At 69.4% G+C, this 17,520-nt stretch carries 11 protein-coding genes; 4 read left to right on the top strand and 7 right to left on the bottom strand.

The genetic code is table 11. The annotated features are described in order from the left end of the window. The first annotated feature begins 31 nt into the window (after positions 1 to 31). Together PU630_RS06245 and pknB are read left to right on the top strand one after the other, a co-directional pair. On the top strand, positions 32 to 1,333 hold the full coding sequence (locus tag PU630_RS06245) for a LysM peptidoglycan-binding domain-containing protein (RefSeq protein WP_428981996.1): 1,302 nt from the start codon (positions 32 to 34) through the stop codon (positions 1,331 to 1,333). A 43-nt stretch (positions 1,334 to 1,376) separates the two neighbouring features. Beyond that, positions 1,377 to 3,338, top strand: coding sequence for a Stk1 family PASTA domain-containing Ser/Thr kinase (pknB, locus tag PU630_RS06240; protein WP_275279474.1), 1,962 nt, complete (start codon positions 1,377 to 1,379; stop codon positions 3,336 to 3,338). A gap of 484 nt (positions 3,339 to 3,822) precedes the next feature. Here the strand turns inward: pknB and PU630_RS06235 are convergent, their stop codons facing one another. The 3 genes from PU630_RS06235 to PU630_RS06225 all read right to left on the bottom strand — a co-directional run bounded on the left by PU630_RS06235 (position 3,823) and on the right by PU630_RS06225 (position 7,225). Next, the gene (locus tag PU630_RS06235) at positions 3,823 to 4,767 is read right to left on the bottom strand and encodes a hypothetical protein (RefSeq protein WP_275279472.1); all 945 of its coding nucleotides are present in this window, start codon (positions 4,765 to 4,767) and stop codon (positions 3,823 to 3,825) included. 401 nt (positions 4,768 to 5,168) lie between these two features. Next, on the bottom strand, positions 5,169 to 6,506 hold the full coding sequence (locus PU630_RS06230) for a class II 3-deoxy-7-phosphoheptulonate synthase (RefSeq protein ID WP_275279471.1): 1,338 nt from the start codon (positions 6,504 to 6,506) through the stop codon (positions 5,169 to 5,171). A 26-nt stretch (positions 6,507 to 6,532) separates the two neighbouring features. After that, positions 6,533 to 7,225, bottom strand: coding sequence for a lysophospholipid acyltransferase family protein (locus PU630_RS06225; protein WP_275279469.1), 693 nt, complete (start codon positions 7,223 to 7,225; stop codon positions 6,533 to 6,535). A 201-nt stretch (positions 7,226 to 7,426) separates the two neighbouring features. On the opposite strand from PU630_RS06225, the gene PU630_RS06220 reads away from it, so the two are divergent. Then, positions 7,427 to 9,262, top strand: coding sequence for an AMP-dependent synthetase/ligase (locus PU630_RS06220; protein ID WP_275279468.1), 1,836 nt, complete (start codon positions 7,427 to 7,429; stop codon positions 9,260 to 9,262). A 308-nt stretch (positions 9,263 to 9,570) separates the two neighbouring features. On the opposite strand, the gene PU630_RS06215 is transcribed toward PU630_RS06220, so the two are convergent. The 4 genes from PU630_RS06215 to PU630_RS06200 all read right to left on the bottom strand — a co-directional run bounded on the left by PU630_RS06215 (position 9,571) and on the right by PU630_RS06200 (position 16,463). After that, a complete protein-coding gene (locus PU630_RS06215) occupies positions 9,571 to 10,608 on the bottom strand; it encodes a hypothetical protein (protein ID WP_275279467.1) in 1,038 nt (345 codons plus the stop codon). Between the two features lie 239 nt (positions 10,609 to 10,847). Next, positions 10,848 to 11,339: a peptide deformylase gene (def, locus tag PU630_RS06210; RefSeq protein WP_275279466.1), complete on the bottom strand. Its 492-nt coding sequence runs from the start codon at positions 11,337 to 11,339 to the stop codon at positions 10,848 to 10,850. A 3-nt stretch (positions 11,340 to 11,342) separates the two neighbouring features. Then, positions 11,343 to 13,007, bottom strand: a complete 1,665-nt coding sequence (locus PU630_RS06205; protein ID WP_275279464.1) for a MinD/ParA family ATP-binding protein — start codon at positions 13,005 to 13,007, stop codon at positions 11,343 to 11,345. Positions 13,008 to 13,055: 48 nt separating this feature from the next. Continuing rightward, complete coding sequence (locus tag PU630_RS06200; protein WP_275279463.1) at positions 13,056 to 16,463, bottom strand: pyruvate carboxylase; 3,408 nt, start codon at positions 16,461 to 16,463, stop codon at positions 13,056 to 13,058. Positions 16,464 to 16,558: 95 nt separating this feature from the next. Between PU630_RS06200 and PU630_RS06195 the strand changes: the two genes are divergently transcribed. After that, positions 16,559 to 17,371 (top strand): ParA family protein, encoded by an 813-nt coding sequence (locus tag PU630_RS06195; protein WP_275279462.1) that lies wholly within the window; start codon positions 16,559 to 16,561, stop codon positions 17,369 to 17,371. Positions 17,372 to 17,520: the final 149 nt, after the last annotated feature.

Here is a 17,520-nt window from a genome sequence, read left to right as displayed (position 1 = left end):
CAGCGTCATTCGTCGTACCACCACTGCAGCATTGCCCGCCGCGATCGTCGGATCGCTCGCACTGTCGCTCGCGGCCGCGCCCGCAGCGCATGCCGATGTCACCGCCGAGCACATGCGTGCGCGGCAGGCACCCGCAACGCCCGACCTGGTGCCGCAGACGATCGGCCGGGTGTCGGGTCTCGACGCGGCTCTGGCCGCAGCGATGGCGCCCGCCCTGGCGAGCGTGGCCGCCAAGCGCGCGGCGACGACCCACACGGTCGTGCGCGGTGACACGATCTTCGCGATCGCCAAGCACTACGGACTGTCCACCGCCGACGTGCTCTCCTGGAACGGCCTGAGCTGGTCGACAGTGATCTACCCCGGGCAGAAGATCCGGCTGACGCCCCCGTCCGGTGCGGCGACGGCCTCGACCCCCAAGAAGAAGTCGAGCACGCCCTCGGCGGCGAAGCCCGCGAAGACCACGAAGACCTCGAAGCCGTCGGGCTCGTACACGGTGCGCTCGGGAGACACCATCAGCGGCATCGCCCGGGCGCACGGCCTGGCCACGCAGACGCTGCTGACCGCCAACAGGCTGCGCTGGTCGTCGATCATCTACCCCGGGCAGAAGATCACGATCCCCGGGACGACGACGGCGGCTGCGGCATCCACGTCGTCCTCGTCGACGAAGAAGAAGACCGAGACGAAGGCGACGCCCAGCAAGAAAGCGACGCCCAGCAAGAAGACGACGCCCACCGAGAGCACGTCGACCTCGGGCGGCACGGTTCTGCCCGGCCAGCGTTACACGGTGCACACCGGCGACACGATGTCGGGGATCGCCGCCAAGCACGGCGTGAGCGTGGCGGCGCTGCTGAAGGCCAACGGCATGGACTTCACCTCGATCATCTATCCCGGTCAGACCGTGAAGATCCCCACCAGCGGGATCGCCGGGCTGACGACCGAACAGGCGGCGAACGCCCGCCTCATCGTGCGCATCGGGCGGCAGCTCGGGGTGTCGAACCGGGGCATCGCCATCGCCCTGGGCACCGCCATGCAGGAGTCGGGGCTGCGAAACCTCGACTACGGCGACCGCGACTCGCTGGGCCTTTTCCAGCAGCGTCCGAGCACCGGTTGGGGCACGGCGGCGCAGGTGCGCGACGCCGACCGCGCGATCCGCGCCTTCTTCGGCGGACCGTCGGATCCGAACGGCACACGCACGCGCGGCCTGCTCGACATCGCCGGCTGGGAGAAGATGAGCTTCACCGAGGCGGCGCAGGCCGTGCAGATCTCGGCGTACCCCGACCGGTACGCGCAGTGGGAGAAGCCCGCGTACGCCTGGCTCGCGGCGATCAAGTGAGCCGCTGCGCAGGGTGTCGGCCGGTTCTCCGTAGACTTCGAGGGTGACCACCAGCGCGCAGGCCGATCCTCTCATCGGGCGTCTCGTCGACGGCCGATACCGGGTTCGCGCGCGCATCGCCCGGGGCGGAATGGCCACCGTATACGTCGCGACCGACCTGCGCCTGGAGCGTCGCGTGGCTCTGAAGGTCATGCACAGCCACCTCAGCGACGACGCCGTCTTCCAGAGCAGGTTCATCCAGGAGGCGCGTGCGGCCGCGCGATTGGCCGACCCGCACGTGGTCAATGTGTTCGACCAGGGCCAAGAGGGCGAGATGGCCTATCTGGTCATGGAGTACCTTCCCGGCATCACGCTGCGCGAACTGCTGCGCGAGCAGAAGCGACTGACCCTCGCGCAGGCGGTGACGATCATGGACGCCGTGTTGTCGGGCTTGTCGGCGGCGCACCGCGCGAACATCGTGCACCGTGATGTGAAACCCGAGAACGTGCTGCTGGCCGAGGATGGCCGCATCAAGATCGGCGACTTCGGGCTCGCCCGCGCCACGACCGCCAACACCGGCAGCGGGCAGATGCTGCTGGGCACCATCGCGTACCTCGCGCCCGAGCTGGTCACGCGCGGCACCGCCGACGCCCGTAGCGACATCTACGCGCTGGGCATCATGCTCTACGAGATGCTCACCGGTGAGCAGCCCTACAAGGGCGAGCAGCCGATGCAGATCGCGTTCCAGCACGCGACCGAGTCGGTCCCCCGCCCCAGCGTGCGCAACCCCGGCGTTCCCGAGCCGCTCGACGAGCTCGTGCTGTGGTCCACCGAGAAGTCTCCCGATGATCGACCCACCGACGCCGGCGTGATGCTCGCGCGGCTGCGCGAGATCGAGCAGCAGCTGGGGATCGCCCCGCAGGTGCAGCGCACGCTCGCCGTCGCGGGGGTCGCGGCATCCGATCATCTCGACACGGGCGAGCTGACGAAAGTGCTGCCGCCCAGCGTCGAGGTCGATACCCCCGTCGAGGGCGACGACAACTCCACCCGGCTGCGACACCAGGCCGGCCGTCGCCGGGCGAAGGGCTGGTGGCTGTTCGCGATCGTGATCGTGCTGGCCGTCGTCGCGGCGGGCATCGGTCTGTGGTTCGGATCGGGACCGGGATCGCAGGTGATCGTGCCGACCGTGGCGGGCAAGACGTTCGCGCAGGCCAAGGCGTCGCTGGCCGAACAGCAGCTGGGCGCGAAGAAGGCCGGTCAGAACAGCCTGGACGTCGCCGCGGGCCGGGTGATCTCCACCGACCCCGGGCCGGGCACTCGTCTCGACAAGGACGCGACCGTGACCGTGACGGTCTCTCTGGGACCCGCCGAAGCCACGATCGACACGCTCGAGGGCATGCCGGAGAAGGACGCGCGCGCGACGTTCGGCGCGCAGCACATCACCGTCGCCGAGAAGAGCAAGACCTTCTACACCGACGATGACGAAGGCACCGTGATCGGCGCCGTCGTGCACCCCGCCGACGGCGGCAAAGACGTCGACTGCGCCAAGGGCTGCACCGTGCACCAGGGCGACTCCGCGACGCTGTCGGTGTCGCTCGGCGCCCTGCCGAGCGTGATCGGGATGTCGCTGGATGACGCCGTGGCCAAGCTCGAAGACAAGGGCATCACCGTCACCGCGCACTCCGAGCAGTACAGCGACTCCGCCGCGAAGGGAACCGTCATCAGCATGGCGGACCGTGACGGCGGCGGCTCGTGGCGCCCCGGAGACAAGACGACGCTCGTCATCTCGAAGGGGCCGCAGCTGTTCGAGGTGCCCGATGTCACGGGTCAGACCCGCGACGAGGCGAAGCAGACGCTGTCGCAGGCGGGATTCCGCGCGACCTACAACGGATTGTGGGATGCGGTCATCAACGGCGTCACCAAGGTCACCTCACAGTCCCCCGTCGACGGATCGACGTGCAACGGCGACGGCACCCTGTGCGCGTCGGGTACGACGATCGAGCTGAAGATCAGCGGCTCGTTCTGACGGCGAACCTGTGCCGTGGCGGCGCGGCCGCTTGCCGCCGGTTCTCGCCCGTCCGCGGGCGCCGGTCGCGGCATCCACCGCCCCTCGCGGGCCGATCGCGGGCGGCATCCTCTCCCTCCCCTGACGCGAGAACACGTCTCTGCACGCCCTTGCCCGCTAAAACCGTGCACGAACGTGTTCTCGTGGAGGCTGTTCGGCGTCACCCGCCGAACGAAGGACCCGCGAGCGCCCGCGCCGCGAAGGCCGATCGCGGCATCCGTCCCCGTCCGCGGGCGCCGGTTGCGGTATCCCCGCCCCGTCCGCGGGCGCCGGTCGCAGCATCCACTCCCCGTCCTTCGCGCTCCGGTCGCGGCATCCCGCCCCGTCCGCGGGCGCCGGTCGCAGCATCCACCCCTGCCCCCTCCCATAACGCGAGAACAGGTCTCTGCACACCCTTGCCCGCCAAAACCGTGCACGAACGTGTTCTCGTGGAGTCTGTTCGGCGTCACCCGCCGAACGAACGCCCCGCGAGCGCCCGCCGAACCCGCGCCGCGAGCGCCGTGCAGTCCGGGAGGACGTCGTCCGCCCCGACGAACATGGTGCGGAACCCGGCGTCTTCGAAGAGCTGGGCCCTCGTCAGGTCGCGCAGCCACCGCTCCCGCGATATGCGATGCTCGTCGCCCTGGTATTCGATGAGCAGGCGGGCCGCAGGGTATCCCAAGTCGGCATGCAGAAGCCCGACGGCGGTGTCTACAGGAACCTGCCGCTCTGGCTCGGGCAGGCCGTGGCCGATGAGTCCGAGACGCAGCAGGGTTTCCATGACCGAGCCGACCGTCCCGCGGGCACGCTCGAGAGCGGCGCGCATGCGCCTCGAGCCGCGACGTCCCTTCCTCCGGGTGACCGCATTCTCGAGTTCTTCGCGCGTGCTCAGCGGGGACCAGGTGTCTGTCATCGGGTGGTAGACGCCGCTGAGCACGTAGTCGGCTGCGGCGACGAGCCGGTCGTCAGAGATGCGCTCGTCCCCGGCGAGAGCGGCCACCTGACACCAGGCCTCGTGCGCGGCCACGAGCGGAACACGGCCCCGGATCTCACGCCCCACCTCGGGATCGGCGGTCTCCCATGCGCGAACCTGCGCCCGGCGCGCCGGGTGGTGCGTGCCGATCACCAACACGTCGAGCGGGTCGTCATCGGCCTCGGCCCAGGGCAGCGGTATGCCCCACAACCGCGCAGCCGTCACGTGGCTGAACCAGTGCTCTGCGCGCAGATGCGGTCGCAGAGCCAGACACCGCTGCTCGAGGTCGGTCAGATCCACGCCCTGCGTGTACACGCCACGAAACGGATGGCCGACGTCGACGTGGGCGAGGCGCCGTCGCGCGACCCCCGCTGCTCGAGCCTCGGCGAAGGTGAACGATGTCCCGAGGAACTCCGATGAGAGTGGTGGATGCGGCATCCCTCGATCCTGCTCGGTTCCGCGGCGGTGCCTCCGAAGTTATCCACAGGGCGCCCCGCCACGAGCTCCTTCCTTCACGAGAACACTCTCGTGCACGCCTTCTCGCGGCTGCACCGTGCACAGGCGTGTTCTCGCGGAGCTGGAGCCGCGGCATCCCCCTGCCCGTACGCCTCCGACCACGGTGCCCCGTTCCGCGACAACACGCTTATGCACGCAGGAAGCGCACAAAAGCGTGCACAGACGTGTTCTCGCGGAGTCGTACGCGCGTGGCGGGGCGGCGCATCGTGGCGGGGCGCAGCGCAGCGCAACAGGACACCGCAACAGGACACCGCACCGTGACAGCACGCCGCACGGCGGCCGGACGCCGGGAACTCAAGCCGCAGGCCGCCGTGGCCTCCGGCTCAGCGCTTCTCGAGCTCCTCGGCCACCAGGAACGCGAGCTCGAGGCTCTGCATGTGGTTCAGGCGCGGGTCGCACAGCGACTCGTACCGTGTCGCCAGGGTGTCTTCGTCGATGTGCTCCGAGCCGCCCAGGCACTCGGTGACGTCGTCGCCGGTGAGTTCGACATGGATGCCGCCGGGGAACGTCCCCGCTTCGCGATGGGCGTCGAAGAACCCGCGCACCTCGTCGACGACGTCGTCGAAGCGGCGCGTCTTGTATCCGGTGGGCGTCGTGATCCCGTTGCCGTGCATGGGGTCGGTGACCCAGAGGGGTGTGGCACCGGCATCCTTCACCGCCTGCAGCAACGGCGGCAGCGCGTCGCGGATCTTGCCGGCGCCCATGCGGGTGATGAACGTGAGCCGGCCCGGCTCGCGCTCGGGGTCGAGCTTGTCGATGAGCGCCAGGGCCGTCTCGGGGGTCGTGGCGGGGCCGAGCTTCACGCCGATCGGGTTGCGGATGCGCGAGAAGTAGTCGACGTGGGCGCCGTCGAGGTCGCGGGTCCGCTCGCCGATCCAGAGGAAGTGCGCCGAGGTGTTGTACGGCAGGTCGGTCCGCGAGTCGATGCGGGTCATGGGCCGCTCGTAGTCCATGAGCAGGCCCTCGTGGCCGGTGTAGAACTCGACGCGCTTGAGCTCGTCGAAGTCGGCACCCGCGGCGGCCATGAACTTGATGGCGCGGTCGATCTCAGCGGCCAGGCGCTCATAGCGCTGATTGGCGGGGTTCTGCGCGAAGCCCTGGTTCCAGCTGTGCACCTCGCGCAGGTCGGCGAACCCGCCCTGCGTGAAGGCGCGGATGATGTTCAGCGTCGAGGCGGCCGTGTGGTAGCCGCGCAGCAGCCGCTGCGGGTCGGCGACGCGCGACCCCTCGGTGAAGTCATAGCCGTTGACGATGTCACCGCGGTAGGCCGGCAGCGTGACATCCCCCCGCGTCTCGGTGTCGCTCGACCGCGGCTTGGCGAACTGCCCCGCCATGCGCCCCATCTTGATCACGGGCATCGAGGCGCCGTACGTGAGCACGACGGCCATCTGCAGCACCGTCTTGATGCGGTTGCGGATCTTGTCGACCGTCGCGCCGGCGAACGTCTCGGCGCAGTCGCCGCCCTGCAGCAGGAACGCCCCGCCGGCCGCGGCCGCGGCGAGCTTCGCGCGCAGATGGTCGACCTCGCCGGCGAAGACGAGCGGGGGCATCGTGGCGATCTCGCTGGATGCCGCAGCCACCGCATCGGGGTCGCCCCACAGCGGCTGCTGCTTGATGGGCAGAGTCCGCCAATGGTCGAGCGCGTCGAGATGCTGCAGCATCCCGCCAGTCTATCCGCCGGGCTCGCTCAGCCTTCCGCAGATGACGGCAGGCGATCCTTCACCGTGGAGGCGTACACGTCGTCATAGCGCTGCTGCCCGAGCCGCTGCAGAGCGACCATGATCTCGTCGACCACCGAGCGCAGGATGTACCGGTCGTTCTCCATGCCCGCGTAGCGCGAGAAGTCGATCGGCTCGCCGATCACGACGCCCACGCGGGCGATGCGCGGCAGTGTCGTGCCGATCGGCATCATGGTGTCGGTGTCGACCATGATCACCGGGATCACGGGCACCTTGGCCTCCAGCGCCATGCGCGCGATGCCGGTGCGGCCGCGATACAGCCGGCCGTCGGGGCTGCGGGTGCCCTCCGGATAGATGCCGAGCAGTTCGCCGCGGCCGAGCACCTGCAGACCGGTGTTCAGCGACGCCTCGGACGCCTTGCCGCCGGAGCGGTCGATGGGCAGCTGTCCGGTCGCCTTCATGAACAGTCGCGTCGCCCAGCCTCTGATCCCCCGGCCGGTGAAGTAGTCGCTCTTGGCCAGGAACGCGACCGGGCGGTCGATCATCAGGGGTAGAAAGACCGAGTCGACGAAGGAGAGGTGGTTGCTGGCCAGAATCGCCGCGCCCGACACCGGCACGTTGCGGCGACCGACGACCCACGGGCGGAAGATCGCCTTCACGATCGGGCCGATCACCACGTACTTCATGAGCCAGTAGAACATGGACCTCCCCTCCGGTGGACGAGTCTACCCAGCGGGGTCGCGCCGCCTTGCGGCATCCCTCCTCCGCATTCGTGGAATCGGATGCCGCGGCGAGATCGCGTATCGTCATTCATGAGACTGAATCCCAGACCGGCCGCGCAGCGCCACCGGCTAGACTCAGGGCACAGCAATAGCCCGAACGGTACCGAAGGAGATGCCGGCATGACCCCCGCCGCCGAGTTCCACGCCCCCGTGATCGTCCCCGCCGATCCGAACGAGAACATCACCGATCTGCTCGAAGAGCGCGTTGCGGCCACGCCGGAGCTCGCGCTGTTCGCCGTGCCCGAAGGGGACGGATGGCGGGATGTCACGGCCGCCGAGTTCCGTCGCCAGGTGATCGAGCTGGCCAAGGGCTTCGTCGCCGCCGGCATCGAGCCCGGCGACAAGGTCGGCTTCGTCGCGCGCACGACCTACGAGTGGACGCTCGTGGACTTCGCGCTGTTCTACGCGGGCGCCGTGATGGTGCCGGTCTACGAGACGAGCTCATCCGCGCAGATCCACTGGGATCTCTCCGACTCGGGCGCCATCGCGTGCCTGACCGAGCTGCCCGAGCACACCGAGCGCTTTGAGGAGGCCCGCGCCGACCTGCCGCTCATCCGCGTCGCGTGGAGCATGCACACCGGCGCGCTCGACGAGCTGCGCGCGCAAGGAGCATCGGTGGCGGACGACGAGATCGAGCGGCGCCGCCAGATCGCGAACGCCGACGACATCGCGACGCTCATCTACACCGCCGGAACCACGGGGCGCCCGAAAGGCTGCGTGCTCACGCACTCGAACTTCGTCGAGCTGGCGCGCAACTCCGCGCGCTCGCTGCACGAGGTCGTCGAGACCCCGGGCGCATCCACCCTGCTGTTCATCACGACCGCCCACGTGTTTGCGCGATTCATCTCGATCCTCGACGTGCACGCCGGAGTGAAGACCGGCCACCAGCCCGACACCAAGCAGCTGCTGCCCGCGCTCGGTTCGTTCAAGCCGACGTTCCTGCTGGCGGTGCCGCGCGTGTTCGAGAAGGTCTACAACTCCGCCGAGCAGAAGGCAGAGTCCGGCGGCAAGGGCAAGATCTTCCGCTCGGCGGCGAAGGTGGCCATCGAGCATTCACGGCTGGTCGAATCGGGCGCGAAGGTGCCGTTCTGGCTGGGCCTGAAGTTCAAGGTCTTCGACAAGCTCGTCTACAGCACGTTGCGCGAGGCGATGGGCGGACGTGTCGTCTACGCGATCTCGGGCTCGGCGCCCCTCGGCGAGCGTCTCGGGCACTTCTTCGCGAGCCTCGGCGTGAAGGTTCTCGAGGGCTACGGCCTCACCGAGACGACCGCCCCGGCGACCGTGAACCTGCCGACCAAGACGAAGATCGGCACCGTCGGCCCCGCGCTGCCGGGCGTCTCGCTGCGGCTCGCCGACGACGGCGAGGTCGAGGTGAAGGGCATCAACGTCTTCCGCGAGTACTGGAAGAACCCCGAGGCCACGGCGGCGGCGTTCGACGACGGCTGGTTCCGCACCGGCGACATCGGGTCGTTCGATGCGGACGGGTTCTTGACCATCACCGGCCGCAAGAAGGAGATCATCGTCACGGCGGGCGGCAAGAACGTCGCGCCGGCGATCCTCGAAGACCCCATCCGCGCCAACCCCGTGGTGAGCCAGGTGGTCGTGGTCGGCGAGAAGCGGCCGTTCATCGCGGCGCTGATCACGCTCGACAGCGAGATGCTGCCGACGTGGCTGGGCAACAACGGGCTGCGCGCCGACATGACGCTCGAAGAGGCCGCGGCCGCGCCGGAGGTGCGGGCCGAGGTGCAGCGCGCGATTGACGAGGCGAACAAGTTCGTCTCGCGCGCCGAGTCGATCCGCAAGTTCACGATCCTGCCAACGGAGTGGACCGAGGAGAGCGGCCACCTCACGCCGAAGTTCAGCATCAAGCGCCACGCCATCCTCAAGGACTTCGCGGGCACGATCGACGAGATCTACAACGTCCCGGTAGAGACCACGAACGTCTCGCTGAAGTAGCGGCGCGGGTCCGGGCTGGCCTGGGTAGGCGGTCTGGGCTGGCCGGGCTGACCGGGCTGCTCGGTATGGGCGGTGTCGGCCGGGGTTGACGTGGTGGGCCGGGCTGCGGCATCCCGCCCCGTCTCTCCGGCGAATTCATATGAATCTGTCCCACGCACATCAAACCGCCCGCCGGTTTCGTGTGCATGGGACAGTTTCATGTGCGCTCGCACGCCATGTGCGCTCGCACGCCATGTGCGCTCGCACGCCATGTGCGCTCGCACGCCATGTGCGCTCGCACGCCATGTGCGCTGGCACGATGGTGACACTCAACACCCGGGCGCGGGCGGTCCCGGGTCAGGCGTCGGCCGCCGTCGAGGCGCTTGGATGCCGTACTCGGCCAGTCGCCGGACACAGGAGTCGACCGTCCGGACGTGCTCGTCCGCGAGGTGCACCGTCAACCGATCGGTGCGTGCACGGATCCAGTCCTCGCGCTTCTTCTCGGCGAGGATGACCTGCTCGATCGACGCACCGTTTCGCATGTCGCGGTCGAGGTATTTGCCATTGCCGTCGAACTCCGCCCACCACCGTTCGGCGTCGATGTCGATGACGTAGAACGAATCACCGGGCCCTTCGATACGGACCTGAACATCAGGAACACAGAACCCGATCTGCACCAGGCGCAGGCGACTGACGCTCTCCCCCGGCAGCTGAGCGCGACCATCTGCGAAATCGATGACCCACCGCGCCCGTCGAGCGCCACGTGCGCCAGGCATGCGGTCGAGCACAGCGTGCATCTCGCGCCGCAGCTCGTTCGCGGCGTCCTCGTCGTAGGCCCACTGATCGTTCGCATCGGTGACCGCGACTCGACGCAACGCGGCGTCTGCGCACGCCACGGCAGTCTCGAGCTTTGCGGTCCGGGCGACATCGACGACCGTTCGCGCGAGCGAGGTGCAGCGAATGCCATCGATCTCGGTGATCTCGGAAGCGTCGATGGGCCCCGTATGGCGGAAGACGTCCGGCGTGCTCGAAGACCGTGCGTCGCCGATGCAGAGGACGTGCACGCGCGGAGGACATTCGCGATACAGCGGAAGCGCGTGGACAACGGCCGCCGACTCATGGGCCACAACGGGTCCGAGCTCGTCCTCGGCGTCGGCGACCACTGCCATGACGTGTGCGAGGTGCTGCTGCTCCCAGAACAGCTCATCCCAGAGCGGCTGGGAGATATACCAGCCATGGTGCACCCGGCGCACGGTCTTCTGCTTGACCGCTGTCCTCAGCTTCTTGTCTGACCACCCGATGGCGAGCAGACCCGCCCGCGAGTGCAGTGCTGCCTGAAGGGTCGACGGTTCGTGGCGCTTGCGCATGGCCTCCATGCTCGCGAACTGCCGCAGGGCGTGAGGGCAGATCGGGAGATCCGTGGAGAACTCGCGGCAGCACCCCGCCTGTGGAGGAACCGCCGCTCAGCCGCCGTGCACATCAAACCGTCTTGTGCACATCGAACCGCCGCCGGTTTGATGTGCACAGGACAAATTCATATGAATTTGCCCGAGAGGAGCCGGGAGCCGCGGCGACCACCGACGGGCGCAGGGCAGCCCCGGGACGCTCAGAACCAGTCGGACTCGCGGATCTCGCGCATGGCGATGCGGCGCTCCGCCGACTCGAGCCGGTCGATGTAGAGCTTGCCGTCGAGGTGGTCGGTCTCGTGCTGCAGCGCCTGCGCGAGCACGCCGTCGCCCTCGACCTCGATCGGGTTGCCGTCGACGTCGATGCCGGTGACCTTGGCGTGCGGGTAGCGCAGCACGTCGTGCCAGAGACCGGGCACCGACAGGCACCCCTCCCCGATCAGCTCGGGCTCGCCGGAGGTCTCCACGAGCACCGGATTGAGCACGTAGCCGATCTCACCGTCCACGTTGTAGCTGAACGCCCGCACGCCGACCCCGATCTGCGGCGCGGCGACGCCGGCACGGCCGGGCAGTTGCACGGTCTCGACGAGGTCGTCGACCAGCGCATGCACGCCGTCGTCGAGGTCGCCCACCGGGGCACACTCGCTGCGCAGCACGGGGTCGCCGAAGAGGCGGATCTGCCGAACCGTCATGCGTCAGGCTGCCGCGGCCGGAGTCCGCAGGCCCTCGACGACCGTCGCCGCGAGCGCGCGGGCGGCCTCGCGGGTCTCGGGCTGCAGGTCGTGGAACACTATCGCGCTGCCGGTGCCGATGGCTGCGTCGTACGGCATGCGCACCACCTGGCGCACGCGCGTGCGGAAGTGCGCCTCGAGCTCGTCTTCGCGCACGAGCGGCGCGCCGGGACGCGCGTTGTTCAGCACCACGACCGCGTTGCGCGCCTTGCCGGCGTAGCCGTTGCTCTCCAGCCAGGTCAGCGTCTCGGACGCGAGCCGCGCCTCGTCGACGCTCAGGCCCGCCACCACGACGAGTTGGTCGGCCAGTCCCAGGGTCGCACCCATGACCGAGTGCACGATGCCGGTGCCGGTGTCAGTGAGCACCACCGAGTAGTAGTGCGCGGCGAGCTTCGCGACGTCTTCGTAGTCGTCGTCGCTGAACGCGACCGACACCTGCGGGTCGGCATCCGAGGCGAGCACGTCGAGGCGCGTCTCGTCGCGCGCCACGATCGTCGACACGTCGTTGTAGCCCGAGACGCTGTCTTTCATGCGCACCAGGTCGCGCACGGTCTTGCCGTTGTGCCGCGTGATGCGCTCGGCCAGCGTGCCCCGGTCGGGGTTGGCGTCGATGGCGATGATGCGGTCGTCACGGGCATCGGCCAGCGCCATTCCGAGCAGCGTGGTGATCGTGGTCTTGCCCACACCGCCCTTGCGCGACAGCACCGGCACGAAGCGCGCGCCGCCGGCCAGCGGCGCCGCGATGCGGGTCGACAGCTCTTTACGGGCACGCGCACGCTTGCCGTCGCCGAGGTTGATGCGCCCGCCCGAGAGCGAGTACACGAAGTGCTGCCACGCGCCCTCCGGCTCGGGCCGTGAAAGCCGGCCCGGCTCGAGCAGGCGGTCGGGCGTGAGAAGATCGGAGCTTTCGGTGTCGGCCTCGAACTGATTGAGGCGCTTGGACGCGAGGTTCAACTCGGGCCGGCGCGTGCGAACGCGCTCCACGGCGTGCGCGCGCTCCGCACGGGTTTCGTCCACGTCCGCCTCCTCGTCGACCGGGGCGACGGCATGCACGAGGGCATCCGCCGCGTCGTCTGCCACGCTACCAACAGCGGCCGCCTCGGGAACAGGGTCGACCCCCGCGACGTCGTCGAGAGTGGTGGATGCCGCGGCTGCGGCCTCCACGACAGGCTCGGCGACGACCGGTGCAGCCTCGGCGGCGGGCGCTTCGGGAATCGCTTCGGCGGCCGGCGCGGCATCCACATCCGACTCCGACTCCACGTCCGGCACTGTCTCCGGTTCGTCGTCGGCGGGCTCGATCTCGGCCTCGACGACTTCGATCTCGGCCTCTGCGGTCTCAGTCTCCGAGGTCTCGACCGTCCCGACGCCGGCGACCGCCTTCGCATCGACGACCGGTGACGCGGCCGGCTCGACCTCATCCTCGGCCTCGGGGTCGTCCAGCACGACCTCGTCGCCGATGACATCGTCGTCGGCGAGGTCGTCTTCATCGGAGGTGGGCAGCGACACGCTCACCTGGGCGGTCGCGGCTCCGAGAAAGCCGAGCGCAGACGTGTCGGTGCGTGTCGCGTCGTCGAGGACACCGCGTTCGTCGGCGTCGGACGACGTGGGGTCAGTGTGATCGGGCGTCAAAGCGAGAGTCTCCAAAGAAACGGGGCTCGGGTGAACCCGCCCTACAGATTACTGCCCGGGCCTGATCACGACCAAAAGATCGCCCGCCTCGACCTGCGCCGTGCCGTTGAGCACGAGCCGTTCGACGACGCCGGCGACCGGGGCGGTGATGGCCGCCTCCATCTTCATCGCCTCGATCGAGGCGACCGGCTGACCGGCTTCGACCGCGTCGCCCTCGGCGACCTTGACCGTGACCGCACCCGAGAACGGAGCGGCCACCTGGCCCGGCTTGGAGGTGTCGGCCTTCTCGGCCTGACGCGCCTCGACGGTGATGCTGCGGTCACGCACGAACACCGGCCGCAGCTGGCCGTTGAGCGTCGTCATCACCGAGCGCATACCCTTGTCGTCGGCTTCGCCGATGGCCTCGAGTCCGACGTACAGCTGCACGCCGCGTTCGAGGTCGACGACGTGCTCGGTGCCGGGCACGAGCCCGTACAGGTAGTCGGCGGTGTCGAGCACGCTGAGGTCGCCGAACTGCTCGCGCTGCTGGCGGAACACCTTCGTCGGGGCCGGGAACAGCAGCTCGTTGAGCATGCCGCGCCGCGTCGCGGAGTCACCGGCCAGCGCCTCCTCCTGCGCCGCGGTGATCGGCGTGAGCGACACCTTCGGGTCGCGCCCGGCGAGCACCTTCGTACGGAACGGCTCGGGCCATCCGCCGGGCAGGTCACCCAGCTCGCCGGCCATGAACGAGACCACCGAGTCGGGCACGTCGTACTTCTCCGGGTGCTCGGCGAAATCGGCGGGATCGGCCTTGACGGCCGCCAGGTGCAGCGCGAGGTCGCCGACGACCTTCGACGACGGGGTCACCTTGGGCACCCGGCCGAGGATGTCGTTTGCGGCGGCGTACATGTCCTCGATGAGCTCGAAGTCGTCAGCCAGCCCCAGCGCGATGGCCTGCTGGCGCAGGTTCGACAGCTGCCCGCCGGGGATCTCGTGGCGGTACACGCGGCCTGTGGGGCCGGGCAGCCCCGACTCGAACGGCCCGTACAGGTGCCGCACGGCCTCCCAGTAGGGCTCGAGGTCGCTGACCGCGGTCAGGTCGAGCCCGGTGTCACGCTCGGTGTGGGCCATCGCCGCGACCAGTGCCGACAGCGACGGCTGGCTCGTGGTGCCCGACATCGGCGCCGCGGCGGCGTCGACCGCGTCAGCGCCGGCGGCGCTGGCCGCCAGCAGCGTGGCGAGCTGCCCGCCTGCGGTGTCGTGCGTGTGCACGTGCACCGGCACGTCGAACCGCTCGCGCAGCGCACCGACGAGCTTCGCGGCGGCGGCGGGCTTGAGAAGGCCCGCCATGTCTTTGATCGCGAGGATGTGCGCTCCGGCATCCACTATCTGCCCGGCCAGACCCAGGTAGTAGTCGAGCGTGTACAGGTCTTCGGACGGGTTCAGCAGGTCGCCCGTGTAGCAGAGCGCGACCTCGGCGACGGCGGTTCCGGTGCCGAGCACCGCGTCGATCGCCGGGCGCATCTGGCTGACGTCGTTGAGCGCGTCGAAGATGCGGAAGATGTCAACACCGGACGCCGCGGCCTCGCGCACGAACGCATCGGTGACCTCGGTCGGGTAGGGCGTGTAGCCGACCGTGTTGCGACCGCGCAGCAGCATCTGGATCGCGATGTTGGGCATCGCCTCGCGCAGCTTGTCGAGGCGCTCCCACGGGTCTTCGCCGAGGAATCGCAGCGCGACGTCGTACGTCGCCCCGCCCCAGGCTTCGACGCTCAGCAGCTGGGGCGTCAGCCGCGCCACGTACGGCGCCGCCGCAACCAGGTCTTTCGTGCGCACCCGGGTGGCCAGCAGCGACTGATGTGCGTCGCGGAAGGTCGTGTCGGTCACCGCCAGCGCCGTGCGCTGCCGCAGGTCGGCGGCGAAGCCGGCGGGGCCGAGCTTCTGCAGCCGCTGCCGCGAACCGTCGACGACGGGCTCGGTCAGGTCGATGGAAGGCAGCTTGGTGGCCGGGTCGATGCTGATCGGGTTGATGCCGTGGGGCTTGTTCACCGTGGTGTCGACGAGCCAGTTCAGGATCTTCGTTCCGCGGTCCTTCGACACGCGACCACGCAGAAGTTCGGGGCGCTCCTCGATGAACAGCGTGGACACGTCACCGGCGAGGAACTCAGGGTCGTCGAACACCGCCTGCAGGAACGGGATGTTGGTGGCGACGCCGCGGATGCGGAACTCCGCGAGCGCCCGACGCGCGCGCTTGACCGCCGAGGGGAAGTCGCGGCCGCGGCAGATGAGCTTGGCCAGCATCGAGTCGAAGTGCGGGCCTATCTGCGAGCCCGCGGCGGTCGTGCCGCCGTCGATGCGGATGCCGGCACCACCCGGCGAGCGGTAGGTCGTGATCTTGCCGGTGTCGGGGCGGAAGCCCTGCGACGGGTCCTCGGTCGTGATGCGGCACTGCACCGCCGAGCCGCGCAGCCGGATGTCGTCCTGCTCGAGGCCGAGCTCGTGCAGCGTCTGCCCGGCGGCGATCCGCATCTGCGACTGCACGAGGTCGACGTCGGTGATCTCTTCCGTCACAGTGTGCTCGACCTGGATGCGCGGGTTCATCTCGATGAAGACGACCTCGCCGGCGCGCTCCCCCGCCGTCTCGAGGAGGAACTCCACCGTCCCGGCGTTCTGGTAGCCGATCGACTTCGCGAACGCGACGGCGTGCCGGTGCAGCCGGCCGCGGATCTCGTCGTCGAGGTTCGGGGCCGGCGCGATCTCGACCACCTTCTGGTGGCGGCGCTGCATCGAGCAGTCGCGCTCGAACAGGTGCACGGTCTCACCCTGGCTGTCGGCGAGCACCTGCACCTCGATGTGGCGAGGCCGCAGCACCGCCTGCTCGAGGAACATGCGCTCGTCGCCGAAGGCGCTCCCGGCCTCGCGCATGGCCTCGGCAAGTGCCGGGGCCAGCTCTTCCTTGGTCTCGACCCGCCGCATCCCTCGTCCGCCGCCGCCGGCGACCGCCTTCGCGAACAGCGGGAAGCCGATCTCGTCGGACTGCGCGACCAGCGCGTCGATGTCATCGGAGGCCTCGGTCGAGCGGAGAACCGGAACGCCCGCCGAGATAGCGTGGTGCTTGGCCTCGACTTTGTTACCCGCCATTTCAAGAACCGATGCGGGCGGCCCGATGAAGGTGATGCCGGCCTCGGCGGCCTTGGCCGCCAACTCGGGGTTCTCGGAGAGGAATCCGTACCCCGGGTAGATAGCGTCGGCGCCCGCCTCCTTGGCGACGCGGACGATCTCGTCGACGTCGAGGTAGGCGCGCACCGGGTGCCCCTGCTCGCCGATCTGGTACGCCTCGTCGGCCTTCAGCCGGTGCAGCGAATGCCGGTCCTCGTAAGGGAAGACGGCGACCGTGCGGGCGCCCAGCTCGAAGGCGGCTCGGAAGGCTCGGATGGCGATCTCGCCTCGGTTGGCGACCAGGATCTTCGAGAACATGCGACCTCCGATACGGGCGGCATCCGTCCGACCTGGGCGAACACCGGAAGTGGCTGAGTGTCTTCTCAGACTACGGGACGGTAACGTAGGGCCTTGTGCACGTCCTCTCCGTCAGCTCACTCAAGGGTGGTGTCGGCAAGACGACCGTGACCCTCGGGCTCGCCTCTGCGGCGTTCGCCCGGGGCGTGCGGACTCTCGTCGTCGACCTCGACCCGCAGTCAGACGTGTCCACGGGCATGGACATCCAGGTCGCCGGGCGGCTCAACGTCGCCGACGTCCTGGCGAATCCGAAGGAGAAGGTCGTCCGCCAGGCGATCACCTCCAGCGGCTGGGCCAAGGTGCATCCGGGCACGATCGACGTCATGATCGGCAGCCCGTCTGCGATCAACTTCGACGGCCCGCACCCGAGCGTGCGCGACGTCTGGAAGCTCGAAGAGGCCCTCGCCGCCGTCGAGGCCGACTACGACCTCGTGCTGGTCGACTGCGCGCCGTCGCTGAACGCCCTCACGCGCACTGCGTGGGCGGCCAGTGACCGCGTGATCGTCGTCACCGAGCCGGGCCTGTTCTCCGTCGCGGCCGCCGACCGCGCGCTGCGCGCGATCGAAGAGATCCGCCGCGGCCTGTCGCCGCGTCTGCAGCCGCTGGGCATCGTCGTCAACCGCGTGCGCCCGCAGTCGATCGAGCACCAGTTCCGCATCAAGGAGCTGCGCGACATGTTCGGGCCGCTGGTGCTGACCCCGCAGCTGCCCGAGCGAACGTCGCTGCAGCAGGCGCAGGGTGCGGCCAAGCCGCTGCACATCTGGCCGGGCGACTCCGCGCAGGAGCTCGCGGCCGACTTCGACGCACTGCTGGACCGCGTCATGCGCACCGGACGCATCCCGGCGCCGGACGGCTCCGCCGTCGTCTGACGCGCGCGACGACGGAGAGTGGATGCCGCGGCCCCAGGCCGCGCGGAGTGGACGCCATTGCGCGGCCGGCAGGCATGGAACGGCGTCCATTCCGCGTGCTGTGCAGCACGGCGTTCCGACTCGCTGCCACGCGGCGCGGTCAGCGACCG

The sequence above is a fragment of the Microbacterium horticulturae genome (assembly GCF_029094505.1).
GTDB classification, from domain to species: domain Bacteria; phylum Actinomycetota; class Actinomycetes; order Actinomycetales; family Microbacteriaceae; genus Microbacterium; species Microbacterium horticulturae.
This window is presented reverse-complemented; position numbering and strand designations above follow the sequence as displayed.

Coding starts and splice junctions, on each gene's coding strand:
- PU630_RS06235 (WP_275279472.1), bottom strand. CDS start 4,767: ATGCCGCATCCACCACTCTCATCGGAGTTCCTCGGGACATCGTTCACC.
- PU630_RS06230 (WP_275279471.1), bottom strand. CDS start 6,506: ATGCTGCAGCATCTCGACGCGCTCGACCATTGGCGGACTCTGCCCATC.
- PU630_RS06225 (WP_275279469.1), bottom strand. CDS start 7,225: ATGTTCTACTGGCTCATGAAGTACGTGGTGATCGGCCCGATCGTGAAG.
- PU630_RS06220 (WP_275279468.1), top strand. CDS start 7,427: ATGACCCCCGCCGCCGAGTTCCACGCCCCCGTGATCGTCCCCGCCGAT.
- PU630_RS06215 (WP_275279467.1), bottom strand. CDS start 10,608: ATGCGCAAGCGCCACGAACCGTCGACCCTTCAGGCAGCACTGCACTCG.
- def (WP_275279466.1), bottom strand. CDS start 11,339: ATGACGGTTCGGCAGATCCGCCTCTTCGGCGACCCCGTGCTGCGCAGC.
- PU630_RS06200 (WP_275279463.1), bottom strand. CDS start 16,463: ATGTTCTCGAAGATCCTGGTCGCCAACCGAGGCGAGATCGCCATCCGA.